Origin of the sequence: Vibrio sp. Y42_MX_L11 (assembly GCF_024181785.1) — a bacterium.
In the GTDB taxonomy this organism is placed as follows: domain Bacteria; phylum Pseudomonadota; class Gammaproteobacteria; order Enterobacterales; family Vibrionaceae; genus Vibrio; species Vibrio diabolicus.
The window spans coordinates 44,111-64,868 of the sequence record NZ_JAMZAP010000011.1 but is presented as its reverse complement, the minus strand read 5'-3'; the positions used below and the strand labels follow the sequence as shown (position 1 = coordinate 64,868).

Annotated in this window: 15 protein-coding genes; 4 read left to right on the top strand and 11 right to left on the bottom strand. The window is 46.6% G+C overall.

All coding sequences use genetic code 11. The features are described from left to right. Positions 1 to 113: 113 nt before the first annotated feature. Positions 114 to 2,522 (top strand): glycoside hydrolase family 2 protein, encoded by a 2,409-nt coding sequence (locus NL643_RS12855; RefSeq protein WP_253644539.1) that lies wholly within the window; start codon positions 114 to 116, stop codon positions 2,520 to 2,522. Positions 2,523 to 2,623: 101 nt separating this feature from the next. On the opposite strand, the gene NL643_RS12850 is transcribed toward NL643_RS12855, so the two are convergent. The 5 genes from NL643_RS12850 to NL643_RS12830 form a co-directional block, all read right to left on the bottom strand. Continuing rightward, positions 2,624 to 2,878: a hypothetical protein gene (locus NL643_RS12850; protein WP_046875806.1), complete on the bottom strand. Its 255-nt coding sequence runs from the start codon at positions 2,876 to 2,878 to the stop codon at positions 2,624 to 2,626. A 184-nt stretch (positions 2,879 to 3,062) separates the two neighbouring features. Next, positions 3,063 to 4,565: an efflux transporter outer membrane subunit gene (locus NL643_RS12845; RefSeq protein WP_253644538.1), complete on the bottom strand. Its 1,503-nt coding sequence runs from the start codon at positions 4,563 to 4,565 to the stop codon at positions 3,063 to 3,065. Continuing rightward, positions 4,562 to 7,624 carry an efflux RND transporter permease subunit gene (locus NL643_RS12840; RefSeq protein ID WP_253644537.1) on the bottom strand — a complete coding sequence of 1,021 codons (3,063 nt, stop codon included), beginning with the start codon at positions 7,622 to 7,624 and terminating at the stop codon, positions 4,562 to 4,564. The genes NL643_RS12845 and NL643_RS12840 overlap by 4 nt, the downstream gene beginning before the upstream one ends. 10 nt (positions 7,625 to 7,634) lie before the next feature. After that, positions 7,635 to 8,717 carry an efflux RND transporter periplasmic adaptor subunit gene (locus NL643_RS12835; protein WP_017447945.1) on the bottom strand — a complete coding sequence of 361 codons (1,083 nt, stop codon included), beginning with the start codon at positions 8,715 to 8,717 and terminating at the stop codon, positions 7,635 to 7,637. 104 nt (positions 8,718 to 8,821) lie between these two features. Next, entirely contained in the window at positions 8,822 to 9,703 is an 882-nt protein-coding gene (locus tag NL643_RS12830; protein ID WP_046268484.1) for a LysR family transcriptional regulator, read from the bottom strand. A gap of 112 nt (positions 9,704 to 9,815) precedes the next feature. Here NL643_RS12830 and NL643_RS12825 point away from each other — a divergent pair, with 112 nt between their 5' ends. After that, positions 9,816 to 10,175 (top strand): DUF6559 family protein, encoded by a 360-nt coding sequence (locus tag NL643_RS12825; protein WP_047008049.1) that lies wholly within the window; start codon positions 9,816 to 9,818, stop codon positions 10,173 to 10,175. 78 nt (positions 10,176 to 10,253) lie between these two features. Here the strand turns inward: NL643_RS12825 and tyrS are convergent, their stop codons facing one another. From tyrS to ppsA, 4 genes are all read right to left on the bottom strand, one after another. After that, entirely contained in the window at positions 10,254 to 11,513 is a 1,260-nt protein-coding gene (gene tyrS, locus NL643_RS12820; protein ID WP_253644536.1) for a tyrosine--tRNA ligase, read from the bottom strand. Between the two features lie 82 nt (positions 11,514 to 11,595). Beyond that, a complete protein-coding gene (locus NL643_RS12815; RefSeq protein WP_203343499.1) occupies positions 11,596 to 12,402 on the bottom strand; it encodes a response regulator transcription factor in 807 nt (268 codons plus the stop codon). A gap of 193 nt (positions 12,403 to 12,595) precedes the next feature. Further along, entirely contained in the window at positions 12,596 to 13,375 is a 780-nt protein-coding gene (locus NL643_RS12810) for a hypothetical protein (RefSeq protein ID WP_006741381.1), read from the bottom strand. Between the two features lie 170 nt (positions 13,376 to 13,545). After that, entirely contained in the window at positions 13,546 to 15,918 is a 2,373-nt protein-coding gene (gene ppsA / locus NL643_RS12805) for a phosphoenolpyruvate synthase (protein WP_253644535.1), read from the bottom strand. 251 nt (positions 15,919 to 16,169) lie between these two features. Between ppsA and NL643_RS12800 the strand changes: the two genes are divergently transcribed. Beyond that, positions 16,170 to 17,006: a pyruvate, water dikinase regulatory protein gene (locus tag NL643_RS12800; RefSeq protein ID WP_005392709.1), complete on the top strand. Its 837-nt coding sequence runs from the start codon at positions 16,170 to 16,172 to the stop codon at positions 17,004 to 17,006. Between the two features lie 84 nt (positions 17,007 to 17,090). Here NL643_RS12800 and ansB read toward each other — a convergent pair whose 3' ends face one another. Continuing rightward, on the bottom strand, positions 17,091 to 18,155 hold the full coding sequence (ansB, locus tag NL643_RS12795) for an L-asparaginase 2 (protein ID WP_150917035.1): 1,065 nt from the start codon (positions 18,153 to 18,155) through the stop codon (positions 17,091 to 17,093). Positions 18,156 to 18,525: 370 nt separating this feature from the next. Then, positions 18,526 to 19,782, bottom strand: a complete 1,257-nt coding sequence (locus NL643_RS12790) for an adenylosuccinate synthase (RefSeq protein ID WP_104973443.1) — start codon at positions 19,780 to 19,782, stop codon at positions 18,526 to 18,528. A 105-nt stretch (positions 19,783 to 19,887) separates the two neighbouring features. Here NL643_RS12790 and NL643_RS12785 point away from each other — a divergent pair, with 105 nt between their 5' ends. After that, positions 19,888 to 20,757, top strand: a complete 870-nt coding sequence (locus NL643_RS12785) for a LysR family transcriptional regulator (RefSeq protein WP_253644534.1) — start codon at positions 19,888 to 19,890, stop codon at positions 20,755 to 20,757. Position 20,758: the final 1 nt, after the last annotated feature.

Here is a 20,758-nt window from a genome sequence, read left to right as displayed (position 1 = left end):
TTACGTGAAGTGCACCGCATTTCGTATGTAAATAACATTTCCCTTGTTTTTGCATGGATTACTCAGGATTACATTGAGCAAACATGTTTCTTCTCCAAACTGAGGTTTACTCAATGGCTCATTTCGAACTTAATGGACAGTGGTTGCTTACCTCGCCACAGCGTCCCGATATTGAAATTCCAATGTCTATTCCGGGCGATAATATTTCGGCGCTTTTACAAGCAGAGCGCATTCCGGATCCTTATTTTGCCGATAATGAAAACAAAGTTCGTTGGATTGAAGAGTGTGAGTGGCATATCTCGCGTGAGTTTGAAGTCGACGCGTTTACGTTGTCTGCCAAGCAAGTTTGGATGACGCTAACTCGTGTCGATACCTTGGCAACCTTCTATATTAATGGTGAGTTAGCACTAACTTGCAGCAACATGTTTACTCAACAACGAGTTGATATCAAACCTTATTTAAAACAGGGCATAAATACTGTTCTTGTTCAATTCGCCAGAGTCGATATAGAAGGTGTGGAACGCGCCAAAAAATTGCCTTTCCCAATCCCTTCCGCAATGGGAAATAATCAAATTCCGCATATGAATTTGATCCGAAAAACGCAATGTCATTCAGGATGGGATTGGGGCATTTGCTTGATGGTATCGGGTATTTACGACCCCATTCAAATCGACATTGTGAATGAGCTTTGGCTCAAATGCTTCTCGACAGAGCAGCAATGGCAAGCCGATGAGAGTGTGTTTCTTGATGTAGTAGTTGAAGTGGAAACGGACAGTCAACGCCATGAAATGATGGTTGAATTTAATGGCGAGCGTCAATGCATTCAAACAAACGGAAGTGGTCACTATCATTGCCAGTTCCACATTTCGGAGCCTCAACGCTGGTGGCCATCGGGGTATGGCGAAGCTTATCTTTACCCCATTACCATTTCTTGCAGAGAGCAAAAGTTAACGCGCAACGTTGGTTTGCGTCAGTTAACCCTAAATAACCAAGCTGATGAACATGGCTCTGCGATGGAGTTTATCGTCAATGGCGTACCAATTAATGCCAAAGGCGCCAACTGGATCCCTATTGACGCAATGCCGGGGCGAGAGTGCGAAACACGTTATCGCAACCTTTTGCAAAGTGCGGTTGACGCCAACATGAATATGATACGTGTGTGGGGCGGTGGTCAGTATGAGAGTGAAACCTTTTATAACCTTTGTGATGAACTTGGCTTGTTGGTGTGGCAAGACATGATGTTCGCATGTTCACTGTACCCATCTGATAATGACTTCTTAAAAGAGGTCGAAGATGAGCTTCGATACCAAATCCCTAGGCTTAAAGAGCACCCATCAATAGCACTTTGGTGTGGTGACAATGAAGTGATTGGTGCCATTGGTTGGTATGAAGAATCCAAGCACAACAAAGTCAAATACACGGTTAACTACGATCGCCTCAACCGCATGATTGAGAAGGAGATTACCGAGCAAGATAGCGCTCGTCGTTTCTGGCCAAGTTCCCCGTGTAATGGTGAACTGGATTTCGGTGACGCGTGGCATGATGATAGTAAAGGCGATATGCACTTTTGGGACGTTTGGCACTCAGGAAAATCATTCAATGCCTACCTTGACGTGAATCCTCGTTTTTGCTCTGAGTTTGGTTTTCAATCTTGGCCGTCTTTTGCAGAAGTTAAGCAGTTTGTCCCGGAGCAAGATTGGAATATCACGTCCCTAACCTTTGAACAACATCAGAAGAATCCTCGTGGTAACAGTATCATCACAGAGATGTTCACGCGTTATTTCCGTTTTCCCTCTGGATTCGAGAACATGCTGTATTTAAGCCAAGTTCAGCAGGCAATCGCGATCAAAACTGCGTGCGATCATTGGCGTGCCATTTCTCCAGTTTGTCGCGGCATGCTGTACTGGCAACTCAACGACAACTGGCCTGTCAGTTCTTGGTCTAGCTTGGAATACAGTGGTCGTTGGAAGCAGTTGCACTACCATGCAAAACGCTTTTTTGCGCCGCAGTATTTGGTATTTTCCGAGCATACAGGCAAGTTGAGCCTGCATTTGCTCAATGATGCCAAAGAGCCCGCAAGCGTCAACGCACTGCTCAAGTGGGTAGATTGGCAAGGGGAAGAAAAGCAATGTTGGAGCTTAGAACAAACGGTCATAGCAGACAGCAATACGATTTTGTGGCAATTGGATGAATCGGTTGAGAAGGATGAGCTTACGTCAGGCTTCTTCTATGTTGAAGCGCAAATCGGTGAAGACAGAATAAGCAACACATGGTTTTGCACTCATGAGCTGAAAACTTTGCCTATGGCAAAAGCCAATATTGATGTCTCTATTGAAGGAAGCCAAATTACATTGATTGCTGACAAGCCTACGTTTTTTGTTCATTTGGAAAGTGATGTTGATGGAAGGTTCAGTGACTCCAGTTTTACTCTGCTGACCAACGTTCCAATGACGGTTGAGTATTTAGGTGATGATGTTTTAGGCATGCAACAGTCGTTGAGGGTATACCACCTCAATGATTAAAACGGGCATAGAACATCTATATGCTGATATCTGGGAAGGGGGCCTTTGCTCCCTTTTTAGTTATTAAGTATCCGTTATTAAGCTCAGGTTGAGACAGAAGGTTATTTAAGTTTCTGATGAATACGGTAGCCAACAACAAAACCTATGTAGAATAGCGCTGCGAGAGTAAGCATTGCCGTCGCGTACGCCAGTAGGCTGTTTAACCCTAAACCAAAAGCCAGAGTGAAGGCGATACCATGAATGGCTTCCGCAGGGATTCGGTACCAAGCAGCGTGGACGGAAGATCCGAAGAGGATAAAGGTACTAAGTAAGACAATCGTGCCGCCTATAAAGCCGACCCATCTGCTGTTGTTCATGTTGTAATCCAAGGGTTACCGAAGTAACGTAACAAAATATTTCAGAGCATGCATTATACAACCGAGAGAGGGTATAGGTGGTAGAAATATTTGCCTCACAAACTAAGAGGCCATCTAAGTGGCCTCTTTTTAACCGATTTAACGGCATCCGTTATGATGCAAAGGTGTGAGGCTTGTAAGAAACCTAACCTTTGGCATTCGTTTCGGGTTGTGCTTCTGGTTGTAGCGTCCAATCACCACCAAGTGATTTGTAGAGCGCAATCGTAGCTTGTGCGGTTTGTAACTTTGCTGCGACTCGCTGATCTTGCATCATGCGTTGCTGACGTTGCGCATCTAAAACCGATAAGTGATCAATCAAGCCAGCTCGGTACAGTGACTTGGCTTTGTTGACGGCGTTATTGGTGGCTTTCAATGCCTCATCGATTCGGCGCTGATTTTCTTGGCTGCGACCATAAGTAAACAGCGTGGATTCGGTTTCTGCCAAAGCCGCCTCGACCGTATGTTGATAAGACAATGTCGCCGAATCAAAACGCGCTTGGTTGATGGCTTCAATTGCCTCGCCACGCCCCCCATCGAACAAGTTCCAGCTTACGCCTGCCGCGCCCATCCAACCGAAAGAATCGCTACTGAAAAGATCGTCAAAGCTTGACGCCGACAACCCCGGAGCGCCCGTCAAAAAGAACTTCGGATATTGATCAGCAACGCTTGCTGCTAACTCTTCATTGAGCGCGGCCATTTCGCGCTCTGCTAAGCGGATATCGGTACGACGTTTCAACAGATCGGAAGGTAAACCGACCGGCACCATGTCCTGCATGACAGGTACACTATGTTGCTTAGACAGACGGATTTCGACTTGCGTTAGCGGCTCACCAAGCAATACTGCTAAACGATGTTTGTGCGCTTGTTGTGCAATCTCTAACTGCGGAACGAGCGATTCCATCGCCGCAAGCGTGGCCTTTGCTTGGGCTAAATCGAGATCAGAGCCGTAGCCGCTGCGCACGACTTTCTCGACGAGGTCGAGTGTACGTCGTTGATCTTCTAAGTTCGACTTTGCCAACTCAAGGCGCTCGCTTGCACCTTGGTATTGCAAGTAGTTGTGAATCAAATCCGCCGTGATCACCGTGTTCAAGCCGCTTTGATAAATCTGAGCTTGTTCGAGACGAATTTGTGCCGCGTTCGCTTGGCGGTCAATGCGCCCAAACAGATCAGCCTCCCAAGCGATACTCGCGCCTGCAAATACGCCATCGTGCTGATTATCCATTAGGGTGACGTTACCAATTTGAGGTGGCAGACCCGACACGGAATCACTAAGCGGATTCAATATCGGACCGAGTGAAGAGTCATTTTTACTGAACTGATAGTTCATGTAACCCGCACCGAGATTAATTGTCGGTACCTTGAATGACTCCACCATGGTTTTATAGTTGTTGGCCATTTTCACCCGCTCGGCCGCCACTTTCAGCGGAATGTTTTGGCTCTGTATGTCTTGAACCATTTGATTCAACACCGGATCGTGAAACTTAGTCCACCAAAACTCAACGTGTTGTGAATCGGTACTCAACCCTGCATTTTCGGCGTTCAAGTAGGTTTCTGCCATGCTGGTGGTCGGTGCTTGGTAGTTTGGCCCCACTGCACAGCCCGCTAAACTTAGGGCTAGAACGACAGGCGTTAGAATGAATTTTTTCACGATGACGCCTCCTCTAGCTCAGCGTTGGTTTGTGTGGATGGTGCTTTTTCTTTGTAAGCAAGGCGATACAGCGCAGGCATGACAAACAGTGACAATATGGTTGCGGCTGCCAAGCCTCCGATGATGGTTGCCGCCATTTGGTCAAACAGCAGATCTGACAGCAGCGGGATCATGCCGAGCGCGGTCGTTAACGCACCCATAGAAATGGCCATAGTACGGTTGACCGTGGCTTCTTTGATCGCGTCAGACAAGCTCTTGCCATTTGTGCGTTCGAGCTCAATTTGATCCATTAGTACGATGCCATTTTTGATGATCATCCCGGTTAGTGTGATAGCTCCGATCAGTGCCATAAAGCCAAATGGTTTATCGAATCCAAGCAGAGCAAACACTGCCCCTGATGCTGCCAGTGGTAGCGTTGCGAGGATGATGATTGGCTGCTTAAAGCCGTTGAACATCGCGACTAAAATGATCACCATGATCAGCATTGCCTTTGGCTGCTGCTTCATGATGTCTTTGACCGCTTTGTCTTCATCGTAATATTCGCCGCCCCATTCTATGCTGTAACCCGCCGGAAGTTGGATAGCTTCAATCTGATCTTTAATGGCGTTTCTAACGTTCGCTGGCGTGGAGTCTCGGCTCACACCCGCTTGAACCGTGATGGTTTTCACGCGGTCGCGTCGCCAAATCATGCTCTCTTCGGTGACCAGTTCGAATCCATCCACCACTTGACCAAGCGGAACGCTGTTAAAGCCAAGTAGCGAGCGCACAGGTAGCGTTTCTAGTGACGCCATGTTTTGCGATGTGCCACGTAACTGAATTGGAATCAGCTCATCATTCAGGTTCATTTGTCCGAGCGGCATGCCGTCTGATGCACGTTTTAGCGCGAAAGCGACATCGGCGCGGTTAATGCCTGCTTGACGCATTTTGTCTTGGTTTAGAATCGGCTTGAGCACTTTGCTTTCTTGGCGCCAATCATCGCGAATGTATTTTGCATCAGGGTTTGAAGCAAAAATCGTTTTCGCTTCCGCCGCTAGTTGATGTAATACGGTTTCATCCGGACCAGAAAAACGCACCTCAACCGCGAACTTATCTTTGGTTGCCAACTTCAGTGCTCGGAAGCGAGGTTCGGCATCCGGAAACGCCTCTTTCAGCCAATCATCACCACGCGTCACCAAGTAACTGATGCTCTCGTAGTCTTTGGTGTTGATCAGAATCTGCCCGTAGGCAGGGTCGAGCGGCTCAGGCTCTACCGTTACCGAGAAGCGAGGTGCACTGGTGCCGACATAGCTAGAGATACTTTCCACTTCTGGTTGTGCGACCAACCATTCTTCAACTTTACGCATGTCTGCCGAGGTTTGTTCAATCTTGGCACCATTGGGTAGCCAGTAATCGAGAAACACAATTGAGCGATCCGACTGAGGAATAAAGTTCACGGCCACATACGGGATTGCCACGGCGGTGACTAAAATCAACGGAACCAAAGCGGCTAATGCTTTACGCGGGTTGTCCACCGTCCAGAATACCAACTGTTTATAACGGCTCGGTTTGGTCTCTTCGCTGTTAGCTTTTGGCTTGATGAACATCCACGCCATTAATACCGTAAACGTCATCGCGACGATCCATGAAAGCAACAGTGACGATGCCACAATGTAGAACACAGAGCTCGCAAACTCGGCGGAGTCGGTTTTGGAGAACAACACTGGGCTTGCGCCCATAATCGCGATGACAGTTGCGCCTAAAAGTGGCACAGCGGTTTCTTTGACGGAATCAATCGCGGCGCGAGTTCGCTCGATACCTTTGTTGAGCTTGGCGATCATCATATCGGTGATCACAATGGCGTTATCCACCAACATGCCCAGTGCGAGAATAAACGTACCTAGCGAGACACGGTGCAAATCGATGCTGGCGATGTTCATGTATACAAGCGTGAGCAAAATCGTCAGGAGCAAGCTTGCGCCAACGATGGTTGCACTCTTAAAACCCATGAAGACCAACAACACCACAAAAACAATCGCGACACTTTCAAGCAGGTTGCCAACAAAGTCGTCGATAGACTTTTGTACTTCTTCAGGTTGATAAGCAACGGTCGAGATGTCGACACCCAGCGGCAGTGATGCTTGGTAGTTAGCGATGATGTCTTGAATCGTATCGCCAAGTGACACCACGTTAATGCCTTGAACTGGGCTCACCGCCAAGGTGACAGCGGGCTCTCCGTTGTAGCGGTTTTCTGCCAATGCTGGTGTTTGATAACCCATGGTGATGTCGGCGATGTCACCAAGACGAATCAACCCCGAGCCAAACTCGCCGGTGCCACCATTGATGATTAAATTGCGAATGTCTTCTAGAGACTGAAACTCACTGGTTTGCGCAATACGAATACGTTCTGTACCTGCATCGAATTTTCCCGCTTCGAACGTGCTGTTTTGTGTGCTCAGTTGGTTCCAAACTTGTGCGATCGACAAACCATATTGAGCCAAGCGCTCGTCTGGCATATCGATGTGCACAACGCGAGGTTGAACGCCGTGTAGCTCGATCTTTTTGATGCCGTCGACGGCTTTGATTTGGCGTTGCAGCTCTTCGGCGTAGCGACGCAACTCTTCTGGCGCAGCATCTGTGCTGTGGATAGAGAAAAGCATACCGTAGACTTCAGAGAACTCGTCTTGCACTACGCTGATCTGCGCGTTAGAAGGCAGCTGCAGTTTTACATCGTCCACTTTGCGTCTCAATAAGTCCCATTCCTGCGGAAGTGCTTTGGAATTAAGGCTCTCTTTGAGGTCAACAAAGACCATAGACAAACCTGGGCGAGACAATGAGCGCAAGCGATCCAACTCTGCCATTTCCTGCAATTTGGTTTCCACGGTATCGGTGACTTGGTGCTCGACTTCTTCGGCAGATGCACCCGGATAAAGGGTCACGACTACCGCAGTTTTTACCGTAAAGCTCGGGTCTTCCAACTTGCCTAAGTCGAAGTAAGAATAGATGCCAGCGATCACGCTCAATACGATAAAGAACAGAACGAACTTACGTTGGCGAATCGCGAATTCAGCTAAATTGATCATGGATTCGCACCTACAACGTCTTGATGGTCAGGTTTGGGGCGGCATCGCCCTCGCTCAGATAATGGCTACCGCTGATCACCACATAATCGCCTTGCTCAAAACTTCCGGTCACACACGCTTGGTATGCGTCGATAGAGTCAAGGTTGACCGGCTCTGAATGAATAACCGCATCACGAACCACATTCACGTGCAGAGTTTGTTTCTCACCCAAAATTGCAGAGTAAGGAAAGCAATGGCTTGAGTGACTGGTGTTGAGCGCGGTATTAACCGTGACTGCTTTACCGTTGAATAGCGCACTGGAAATCGAATCGATGTCTAGCGTGACGGTATAGGTTTGTTTGAGCAAGTGTTTCTTCGGCGCGATTTCTGCCACGGTTGCTTGGTAGGATTGCTCCGAATCATACCAAGTTAACGATGCCGGCTGACCTAGTGCGAATTGCGCAATCATATTTTCCGGTACGTCGATGTCGACTTCCCAGCTGCCTTCTTGCTGAATTGATACAACACTGCCGCCCGGCAAGGTTTGTTCATGTGGATCAACAGAAACGTCGGCAACAATGCCAGTGAATGGTGCACGTAGAGTGGTGTAACGCAGGGCATCTTTTGCACGTTGGATGTTTTTCTCAACCACTTTGACGGCAGAGAGGCTACGTTCGTAGCTGCTGATGGCTCGGTCTAAGTTTACGCTGGCAATGGCATCATCAGAAGTCGCTTGTTTTACGCGCTTTAACTCGGCTTTCGCGAGTTTGTGGGCTGATTGCGCTTCTAACATGCGTGCTTGTAATTCTTCTAGTGAGACTTGGTAGTCGTGCTTGTCCAGCGTGGCAATGACTTGGCCTTTTTCCACCACGCTGCCTTTATTTACGAACACGCTTTCCACGGTGCCGGGTACACGAAAAGAGAGTGAGGCGGTTTCTTTTGCTTTTACGATCCCGCTGAATGATTTGTTGAGTTCTTCATTCCTTTCATTGACTTCAATCACTTGAACGGGTCTGGATGCGCTTGGCTCCTCAACCTGAGGTTGAGCTTGATTACAGCCGAGTAGAGAGAGCGCGATAGTGCTCAGCGCAGCGGTTTTGATTTGATGATTCATAAGATGGCTCCATAATTTCGACGCCATCTTATAATTCACAGATGTTCAGATAATCATGCGTGCGCATGATTCAATGTCACAAATTTTATGACAATAAATGCAAACTACAAAAGTTTTGGGATTTTATTGCACAAATGTTCAATAAGTAACCGGCTTGCTTGGTTCAGCGTTTTCGGTTGAGGATAGAGCAACCACCCCGTTTCTTCTGTGACAGCATATTGAGACAATACTTGCACCAATGCACCGGATTCGAGCTCATTTTTTACCAACAGTTTTGGGATATAGCTGATGCCGCGGTCAAGCACTGTGGAGCTTTTAATAAAGCCGATGTTGTTGGAAATGAGTTTTGGTTTGAGCGCTACGTTTTGTTCCTGAAAATGCCAAAGGTTGTCGACATTGCCATTTGGCCAACGAAAACAAATGCACTGATGATCGCTCAACGCTTCTAATGTGGCGGGCGTACCGTGAGTTTGAAGATAGCTCGGTGAGGCAACGACACATCGGTCTAGTGTTAAGATCTTTCTCGCGACAATATCTGAATCAAACAGCATGCCGCCGTGCAGCGCGATGTCCAACCCCTGCTGAAACATATCAATAAAGCCATTGTTGATATTGCGAATGTCGAGCTCAACCTGCGGATATTGATCCTGAAATTCAAACAAAATGGGTTGAAGAGGTTCATAGGTTTCTGGCAGAAGGCCAAGTTTGATTTTGCCTCTGACTTCGATGCTTTCGTTACTGGCTTGCTGGTTTGCCGAATCAAGCAAGGTGAGCACTTTTTGCAGATCTTGGTAGTAGGCATCGCCTTTGTTTGTCAGCGAAAGACTGCGAGTGGTGCGGTGAAAAAGTTGCGTTCCGAGGTAACGTTCCAGTTCTCCAATGCGTCGGCTAACATTTGCTCGTGGTAAATCCAAAGCATTGGCTGCCGCTGTAAAGCTGCCAAGTTGGACGACTTTGGTGAACAGTTTTAGATCGTCAATTTTCACTCTTGAACTCCATACTCTTTGAGCGCCGTGCTAAACCCTGACACTCTAGAGTATTGATGTGTGGTATACAAAACTTATTATTAATTATCGAAATATAAATAAGGGCTTCAACATGTTGAGATTTATACAACGTCGCCGCATTAAGAAAGTGATTAAGCTAATGAGTACCAGATTGGTGGTGGGATACGGCAGTCGTGAGTACTTTTCCGTCGGTCAGGTAAAGACGAGCACCAGTGAGTTAAGCACGTGCCAACAAAAAATTGCGTTGGCGTTGTACGCGAATCCGCAAGATCTTGATTTGGAAAATCAACCAGAGTTGCAAGCCATCCGCTCTGATGTGGCGAATGACTTCTTTGCTGGTGCCGATTATACCGCTCAAGATGTGCTTAATTTATTCGGTGCTGGTGGCTGGAAAGGCGGCCGAATGGAAGATGGAATGTCTCATCATTTTGGTATGCACAGCCGATACTAGAGCGAGCTAACCTTATAAAGTCTTGTCAGTTAACTCGCTATATCACTTTGCCTTGTGAGGTGTCATTCCGATGCTTTGTTAAGCGGCACGCTTTACGAGGCAGAAGTGCTTTTTACCGCGTTGCAGTAACCAGTATTGGTCAAACAGTGGGAAGCTTAAACTCGGGTTATCAGCCGACACTTTTTCACCGTTTACACTGATGGCGTTGTTGCTGATGTGTTCGCGTGCAACACGTTTCGAGCTTGCTAAGCCCGACTCAATCAATAGCTCAACCAAATCTTGTTGTGTGCTCTCAATGCTTGGTAAACCATCTAACTCCAACTGTTTTAATTCACCCAAACTCAGTTGTTGCACATTACCGCTGAACAGTGCTTGAGTGATGCGCTCGGCACTAGATAGGCCGTCTTCGCCATGAACAAATCGCGTCATTTCTTCAGCGAGAATACGTTGTGCTTGTGGCTTGCCTTGGCTTGCTTGGTCTTGCGCTTGAATGCTGGCAATTTCTTCGCAGCTCAAGAACGTGTAGTAACGCAAGAAGTGGTAAACGTCGGCGTCTTCTGCGCCAAGCCAGAACTGGTAGAAGGCGTAAGGTGAGGTTTTGCTAGGATCTAGCCATACTGCGCCGCCTTCGGTTTTGCCAAATTTGGTGCCATCGGATTTGGTGATCAGCGGCAGAGTTAAGCCAAATACTTGCTCACCATTTTGACGACGAGTTAAATCGATCCCGCTTACGATGTTTCCCCATTGGTCATTGCCACCGATTTGCAGACGGCAACCGTATTGACGGTTTAGCTCGGAAAAATCGTACGATTGCAGCAGGGCGTAGCTAAATTCGGTAAAAGAGATGCCTTGATCAGGGCGTTGCAAGCGTTGCTTTACCGACTCTCGGTTGATCATAGTATTGATCGAGAAGTGCTTACCTACATCGCGGAAGAAGTCGATGACGTTGATCGCTTTCATCCAGTCAGCATTGTTCACCATGATCATTGGCTTGGTCAGTTGGTGATTCATCAACTGCTGAATTTGATTAGAAAGATCGTTAACCCAACCTGAGACGATTTCTGAAGAATTCAGACTGCGCTCGGTCGCTTTAAAGCTTGGGTCGCCAATCATGCCCGTTGCGCCGCCAATCAAGGCTATAGCCTGGTGTCCGGCATCTTGAAAGCGCTTAAGCATAATCAAAGGCACAAGGTGGCCGATGTGCAAGCTGCCTGCTGTAGGATCGAAGCCGCAGTAAACGGTTTGTGGCTGTGAGAGAAGTGTCTGAATTTCTTCCAAATCGCTGGCTTGTGCAATCAAGCCACGATCTTGTAAATCTTGCAGTAATGGTGTCGTCATTCTTTTTGTCTGTCTTGGTGGTTGTTACATTCAGACTAAAACGCGACACCTTTTGTCGATATATCCCTTAAGGGACAGTTTTTTATCTTGAATGGAGAATGAGGTGATTGAGGAAAAGCTGGAATAACTCACTCAATGAAGACACATTTAATTGCGAGTAAATTCGCTTTCGATGATTTTTGACCGTGCCTTGAACTAAGTGTAACCGCGCGGCAATTTCTTTGGTGTCAAACCCTTGAGCGAGAAGCGAAGCCACCTCTTGCTCGCGACGGGTGAGTGATTCTACGCCAAACGTTGCTAAAGCTTGCTCAATGGCTAATCGCATACTGCCAGAATAAGCACTCTGTGCAAAAACAGGCTCAGAAAAGGTAAATTCCGTTTGTTTCCAATGCTGCTGACAAAGCGACTGAATTATCGGGAAATAGGGCTTTAGCTTATTGATTTGTTGCTGAGAAAAGTATTTTCCATCAGTCATATATCCGAAGTAAAGCATGACCCAACGGCCAGGTTCGACTTCGACTAGCATGCTAAGCTCGTCTTTCCACCCTGTTTGATGATAGAACTGCTCGCAGTATGAGGTGAAGTCAACGCCTTTACGCGCCACGTCTTTGAGCGTAAATACGCCTTGTTGCTTTGTCTCGTTTAGTTTGAGAAAAAAAGGGTCATTTTGAAATGAGTCAGTAAGGTAGCGTTGAAAAAGTAACTCTCGCTCGTTCTCAATCGAGTCGTAGAGATAGATAGGATGTTTACCTTCTCGATAACCTAAAATAACCGCGCAATCAAAATGAAAAAGAGTGCGAATGACACGCATAAGCTTAGGAGTAAAGTTAGGCGTATTAAGAGCAGAAATTGCTTCTGCCAGCAGATTATTAAAGTTATTGTCAGGCATGGGATACCGAATCGCAGATGGTTTTGCGCAAGCATAACGAAAAGCCATCCAACGAGAAAGGGAAGTCACCATCTTCTGGTGACTTCCCATGAGAAAGTTGCACAAGTACTCAGTTTTGAGGAGCCATAGCTGCGTTAACTTATTGATAAGGGTGCATAACAACCGTTCTGTTTAAGCGATTAGTTGCTATGCGTTACTGCGAGTTGGTGAGCTCTTCGTTAACCCAATATTTAGAACCAGACACGTTGGCATCGATGAGCAAGCCTTTTGCATTCAACTGATAAACGGCGACGCCACTGTTAAATTGTTTTGAAAGTTGCTCTGAGTCTTCGCCAGCTACAGCAGAGGCTTCACTGGTAGCTTCCCATCCTTCGTTGACGAACGTATCAAAGTCTTCTTTGCTCTCAAACAGAATCACTTGTTGGTAAAACTTGCCGCCAGCCCCAAGTGCGACGCCCAAACCAAACATATTCATATAAGTGCGTTTTTCTGTTTCCTTATTGACTGCGACACCTGACCCTGAGTTGGTGTGAAACAACAAAGACAATTTACGAGAATCAAAGACCGCGTAGCCGTAAGCGTTGTCGTAAATGGCTTTGGCCTCCGGCTTTTCATTAAACAACTTGAGTAAAGCACTATCCGCCATTAAGTCTACGGCTTGGCGAGCTTCTTCTGGCGTGTCGCCTTCCATCAGTTCATCAATTTTCTTGTCGGCTGCATCTATCCATTCTTTGCTTTTCTCAATACTGGCTTCTGTCCACTCGCCCGCGGTATTGATTGCTTCCTCGGACCAGTTCGTGAAATCTTGCCACGCTTGTTTTGAAAAGGCTTTGGTATCGTCCCAAGCATCTTGCGCAGTATCAGAAACCGCTTCGCCTAGCTCAGACATTTTGTTGGAAATATCATCCCAATCTGCGTAAGCGGGAGATGCTAGGAGCATCAATGTGGTAATGAGTGCGATAGACTTTTTCATCAAATTCTCTCTGGAGTTGTCGATACATCATTCATTCTAGGTCATCAGACTTTGATAATGAAATTGACTAAATGGCGATCTTGAGAGAGGAATCACGAACTGATTGCGAAATGACGTATGAATAACAAAGCCCTCACAAGAGGAGTGTGAGGGCTTGAGTTTTTAGCGCGTTACTTGCTGCTAACTTTACCGAGCTGTAACCAAGTATCGATAACGGTGTCTGGGTTTAGTGAAACAGAGCTGATGCCTTGCTCCATCAACCATTCCGCCAAATCTTCATGATCTGATGGGCCCTGACCACAAATACCCACGTACTTGCCAGCTTTGGTTGCTGCGTCTATTGCCATTTTCAGCATGATTTTCACTGCTGCGTTACGCTCATCAAACAGATGTGCCACGTCGCCAGAATCACGGTCCAGACCAAGCGTTAGCTGAGTCATGTCGTTTGAACCGATAGAGAAACCATCGAAGTACTTCAAGAACTCGTCAGCAAGCACGGCGTTGGATGGCAGCTCACACATCATGATGACTTTCAGACCTTGGTCGCCACGGCGCAGATCAAACTTCGCTAGTAAATCAATCACTGATGCTGCTTCGCTTGGTGTACGCACGAATGGGATCATGATTTCAACGTTTTTCAGACCCATTTCGTTACGAACGCGCTTGATAGCTTGAGTTTCTAACTCGAAGCAATCTTCAAACACTGGAGAAATGTAACGAGACGCACCACGGAAGCCGAGCATTGGGTTTTCTTCATGCGGTTCGTAGGCTTTACCACCAACCAAGTTGCTGTATTCGTTAGACTTAAAGTCAGACATACGAACGATGACGCGTTTTGGCCAGAAAGCAGAAGCGATAGTCGCGATGCCTTCAGTCAGCTTGCTCACGTAGAAATCGATAGGATCTTTGTAACCACGAATGCGCTGTTTAATTTCTGCTTTTAGCTCATCGCTTTGCGCATCAAAGTTAAGTAATGCTTTCGGGTGAATACCGATCATCTTGTTGATGATGAACTCTAGACGAGCAAGACCAACACCTTCGTTTGGAATCTGAGCAAAGTCGAATGCGCGATCTGGGTTGCCCACATTCATCATCACTTTGGTCGGCAGTAGTGGCAGTTCATCAACAGAAGAGCGTTTTACATCAAACTCAAGTTCACCTTGGTAAACGTAACCCGTTTCGCCTTCTGCACAAGATACGGTCACTGTTGCGCCATCAGTCAGTTTGCTTGTCGCATCGCCACAGCCAACGATTGCAGGAATACCAAGTTCACGAGCAATGATTGCTGCGTGACAAGTACGTCCGCCACGGTTGGTAACAATAGCAGAAGCTTTCTTCATCACTGGTTCCCAGTCTGGATCAGTCATGTCTGTAACTAGCACGTCACCTTCTTGGACTAAAGACATTTGGTCCAGAGAGTCAACCAAGCGAACCACGCCTTTACCGATGCGCTGACCGATTGCACGACCTTCAACCAAAACATCCGCTTTGTTTTGTAACTCGTAGCGCTCAATCACGTTTTGTTCCGTTTGTGAACATACGGTTTCAGGACGCGCTTGAACAATGTACAGCTTGCCATCAATGCCATCTTTTGCCCATTCAATGTCCATTGGACGCTGATAGTGCTTTTCGATGATCATTGCTTGTTTTGCGAGCTCTTTGATCTCGTCGTCGTTCAATGAGAACGTGTTGCGCTCTTCATCAGAAGTATCAACGATATCAACTTGTTTGCCGATTTCTTGGTTATCTGAGTAGATCATTTTGATCAACTTAGAACCAAATGTTTTCTTAACGATTGGGTGTTCGCCTGCTTCAAGCATTGGCTTGTGAACGTAGAACTCGTCAGGGTTTACTGCACCTTGAACGACCATTTCACCTAGGCCCCATGAAGAGGTGATGAAGACAACTTGGTCGAAACCAGACTCAGTATCAAGCGTAAACATTACACCCGAAGAAGCTTTGTCTGAACGCACCATACGTTGGATACCCGCCGATAGCGAGATACCACGGTGGTCGAAACCTTGGTGTACACGGTAAGAGATCGCACGGTCGTTAAATAGAGAAGCGTAAACGTGCTTAGTTGCTTCTAGTACTGCGTCGATGCCTTTCACGTTCAAAAACGTTTCTTGCTGACCAGCAAAAGAAGCATCAGGCAGGTCTTCTGCCGTAGCAGATGAACGAACTGCGACTGAAAGCTCAGGGTTGCCTTCAATCAGTTCTTGGTAGTTTTCACGGATTTCTTGTTCAAGGTCCGCAGGGAAAGGGGCCTCTAATACCCATTGACGGATGGTTGCACCTGTCTTACGCAGAGCTTCCACATCCTCAACGTCTAGTTCATCAAGTAATTGGTGAATACGCTCATCCAAACCTTCGTGGTCAAGGAATTGGTTAAACGCGTATGAGGTTGTCGCAAAACCATTTGGTACAGAAACGCCTGCGTTCGCTAGGTTAGAAACCATTTCGCCAAGTGAAGCATTCTTACCGCCGACTTTGTCGACATCATCCATGGATAGGCCATTGAACCAGAGGGTGTTCTTTTGCATGTCTTTCTCCAGAAACATTGCAGCTTAGTAGGGGGACTTAAATCGCTCTAAACAATCGCATGTTGGCTGTTATTACACGTTGACCATACATTGCTTCATTTAGATTGATATCAAAGGCAAACGATTACGTTCTGGCTGAAAAAAATTCAAAAGAATTTTTAAAGCTGTGGTGAACCTAACTGAAAGCCAAACTGATTTATTAATATTATGTTTACCATCCTACTCAAAAGATTTTGAAAAATTAAACAGAAATGCAAATAAATAACCAAAGTCGTGATGTGTTCTATGTTTCTGACGGTACGGCGATAACATGTGAGACATTAGGGCATGTTGTTCTCGGTCAATTTCCGTTCATTCCTAACGAAAAAACCTTTCCGTTCGTAGAAAGCCAGGACAAAGTTGCTGACGTTGTAAAAGAAATTGAAACTTCCTACCAACGCAATGGCGTCAAACCTCTGGTGTTTTTCTCTATCGTGGTGCCAGACGTACGTGAAATGCTGCTGGAAGCGCCTGCATACAGCTACGATGTGTTGGAAAGCATTGTACAGAAAGTGCAAGACGACATTCAGATGGCGCCAAAACCCAAGTTGCAACGTTCTCGCAGTGTGGGGAAAGATTCCGATACCTATTTCGATCGTATCGCGGCCATTGAATATACATTGGCGCATGATGATGGCATCACGCTAAAAGGGCTGGAACAAGCCGATATCATCTTACTTGGAGTATCGCGCAGCGGGAAAACCCCCACCAGCCTATATATGGCGATGCAGTTTGGTTTACGTGTCGTGAACTATCCGTTCATTGCGGAAGATGTGAAGATGATGCGTTTGTTGCCTGAGTTTGAGATCCATCGTCATAAATTATTCGGGCTTACTATCGACCCTGAACGTTTGACTGAAATCCGTGAGAATCGTTTGTCTGGAAGTGATTACGCCAGTACTGAGCAGTGTAAGCTGGAGCTAGACACCGTAGAGGCGTTGTTTAGAAGAGAGGCGATCCCATATATCAATACGTCCTCTCTCTCTGTGGAAGAGATCACCACGCGTATTCTTGAAAAAGCAGGCATGAAGCGCCGTTTGTTTGGTTAACAAGGGGCACCAACATCGTCGTGTGCAAGAGGAGGCGAGTAACTCCTCCTCTTGTGCATCTAAAGATGCCTTACACAGAATGATTTAATAGTATTGGAACATCTTTTGGATGTCTTGATAGTTTTTGGTTTGAGTAAGTGACAGCATCAGTAAGATACGTGCTTTTTGTGGGTTTAGTGTGCCTGAGGCAACAAAGCCATATTTGTCGTCATCAATTTCAGCATCCAAAGTGGTTGAGCCGGTTGGTGTGCGAGAGCTCCTTACAACAACAACACCATTTTTGCTCGCTTTTTCTAGCTCATCAAAGACCGTGTGGTACAAGTTACCATTACCCACACCAGCACTTACAATACCGTCAAACTTCGCATCCACAAAGGCTTTGACTGGTAAGCTCGACGCATTTGCATAGTTATAAACAATGCCTACTTTAGGTAGTGTGTTGAGTTTTGATACATCGAATGGTGTTTCTGTGGTGTGTTTACGCTCTGGGCTTCGTTGATATTTGGCATCGCTATTATGAATGTAGCCGATAGGGCCAAAGTTAGGTGACTGGAAAGTACTGACGGAAGTGGTGTTTGTTTTAGTTACGTCTCGCGCATCGAATATAGTGTCATTCATCGCGACTAACACGCCGCGCCCTTCAGAATCTTCATCGGTTGCTGTCACGACGGCGTTGTATAAATTAACTGGGCCATCAGCACTCATTGCGGTGGAAGGACGCATTGCACCGACAATCACGACTGGCTTTTTGCTCTTGACGGTCAGATCAAGGAAGTAAGCGGTTTCCTCTAATGTATCGGTACCATGAGTAATGACGATACCGTCAACATCATCTTGAGCGAGCAGTTCGTTGACTCGTTTGGCTAATTTAAGCCATACCTCATCATTCATATCTTGTGAACCAATACTGACCACTTGCTCTCCGGAAATATCGGCAATGTTGGTCATGCTCGGAACGGCAGAAATCAATGATTCGACACCGACTTTACCTGCGGTGTAGTTTGACTCTGTCGCAGATTGACCTGCTCCAGCTATCGTGCCACCAGTGGCAAGGATTTTAATGTTCGGAAGATCGGATTGCGCAAAAGAGAACGAACTTATGCATAAACCGAGAGTTATTGTACTGAGGCGGAAAAGATTTTTCGTCATGGGAATCACCTGCTGTTAGGTTGGATGTTGGGGAACTCATCTATCCTAAAAACAGCGGGTTAGATTTTTTGAGCACTAGTTCAACAAATTGCAGATGAAGATCGTGATCAAGCAATCAGTTAAAGAACATTAATTCAAACAATTAACTTAAATAACGTGCTTCTTTAACAAGTGAGATGTACTAATAACGTGCACAATGCGTTATATGCTCTAATCTATTGATTGATAAATAAAGAGGGAAGGGAGGCGCGATTAGGTCACTAAACACGAATTGAGAAGTGCAATTTCTTCAAAGTTTACAGTGTAAAAAAAAGCGGCTTTACCCCGGAACAGATAAAAGCCGCTTGCCAATGATGTGTTAATTCACATCTTATCGCATAATCATTTGTTCACGACCAGGACCCACAGACACCATTTTTACTGGTACGCCCATGAGTTCCTCAATGCGTAGAACGTATTTCTGTGCTGCTACTGGTAGCTCTTCAAACTTACGACAACCTGTGATGTCTTCGCTCCAGCTTTCCATCTTCTCGTAGATTGGCGCAAGAGATGCAGTTTGAGGCCAGATTGGGTTTTCGCTGTGGTCGCCTTCGTAGCCAACACAGATTTTCAGATCGTTAAGACCAGTCAAACAGTCTACTTTCGTTAGTGCAATTTCAGTTGCGGCTTGCAGTTCAACGCCATTCTTCGTAGCGACTGCGTCGAAGTAACCCATATCGCGCGGACGACCTGTAGTTGCACCGAACTCGCCTGCAAGTTCACGGAAAGCGTCTTGCTCTTCCATTGCCGTGATCAACGTACCAGTACCTACTGATGAGCTGAATGCTTTTGCAACCGCAATCACGCGTTCAGGACGAAGTGCCGGAAGACCACTGCCGATACCCGCATACATTGATACAACGTTAGAAGATGTTGTCCAAGGGTACTCACCGTAAACAAGGTCACGACCCGCGCCAAGCTGCGCTTCGAACAATAGTGTTTTGTCTTTTGCTTGTAGCTCTTTTAAAGGAAGCGTTACGTTGCAAATTGAATCGCGCCAAGGTGCAGACACCTCTAGCAACCAGTTCGCCATTTCTTCCGCGGTTTGCTCGAACTCGAACGTCGGGTAAAGCGCACGCAGTTGCGGCAGTTTCCAATCCATCATGAATTGAAGGCGTTCAACCAATACTTCTGGTTGCTTCAACCAACCAACAAGAATGCCTTTCTTCATTACGCGGTCACCGTACGCAGGTGCAATACCTTGACGAGTTGAACCGTATGCTTTGTCGCCTAAACGTTGTTCTTCTAGCGTATCTTCTAGTGCGTGTAGAGGTAGACACAGTGTTGCGCGATCAGAGATGCACATATTCACTTTTACGCCCGCTTCTTCAACTTCCGCAATCTCCTGAGACAGCAATGCAGGGCTGATAACCATACCCGGACCTAATACTGCCAAACAGTCTGGGTTGAAAACGCCACTTGGTAGCTGGTGCAGCTTGAACGTACCTAGGTCGTTAACCACGGTGTGACCCGCGTTGTTACCACCTTGGAAACGAATGCTCGCAGAAGCTTGCTCTGCCAAAAAGTCAACGATGCGGCCTTTGCCTTCATCACCCCAGTTTGCACCCACAACAACGATAGACGACATAATTTAATCTCCAAAAACAGATGCAAAAATCTTAAGGTGTTCGCCATAATAAGAGAAATTAATTATACTCATTAACTTGATAAGAATCTCATATCGGAATTGGCAATGTTAGATTTGAACTGGCTGCGAACCTTCGTAACTCTTGCAGAGGTAAAACATTTCGGCAAAACAGCGACGGAACTGCACATGACGCAACCGAACGTAAGTTTGCATATCAAGCAGTTGGAGCAGGCTACGCGCACTAAACTGATTGAGCGAAATCCTGTGCAGTTGACGCAAGCGGGGAAGCGTTTGTTAGCTACGGCGCAGCGGATGCTTAATGAGCTGCAAATTTGTCAGTCGGATCTCAATGCCATCAACGATCTTACGCAGGGGACGCTTTCTATTGCGGCGAGCGATATCGTTTCACGTTTACTGCTTATCAAACCATTTCAGCAATTCAAAAGTGAATACCCGGGTATCGATTTGGCATTGTTCAATACCACGTCTTCTCAAGCGGTGGATTTGGTGAAAAGTGCGCGTGCCGATATCGGCTTTGTTATCGCACAAAAAGAGAGTCAACCGCTGCATTTTACGCCTCTCACTCAAATTCACTGGTGTGCGTTTGGCGATAACATTTTTGAGTGGCAGGACAATCGAAAAGAGAGCCAGACGCTGATTCTACTAGGGCACGACACGCGAACCCGTGAGCTGATAGATGCATCTTTACCTGAGTTAAATCTGCCTAAGCATCGTGTGATGGAAGTGGGCAGTGTGGAAGCACAAATCGATTGGGCAGAAGCAGGATTTGGGACCGCCATTGTGCCGGATTTCTCTCTTGATCCGAGGTTAACGCTTTCCCGAGAGATCACGCCTTTGCCTAGTTTTCCAAACACCGATTTCGGCTACATTGTGCGCCAAAATCAGGTGCTCTCCAAAGCCGCCAAACAGCTACTCACTTGGGTTGGAGAGAATGTGTCAGTGGTGGGAGAGTAAC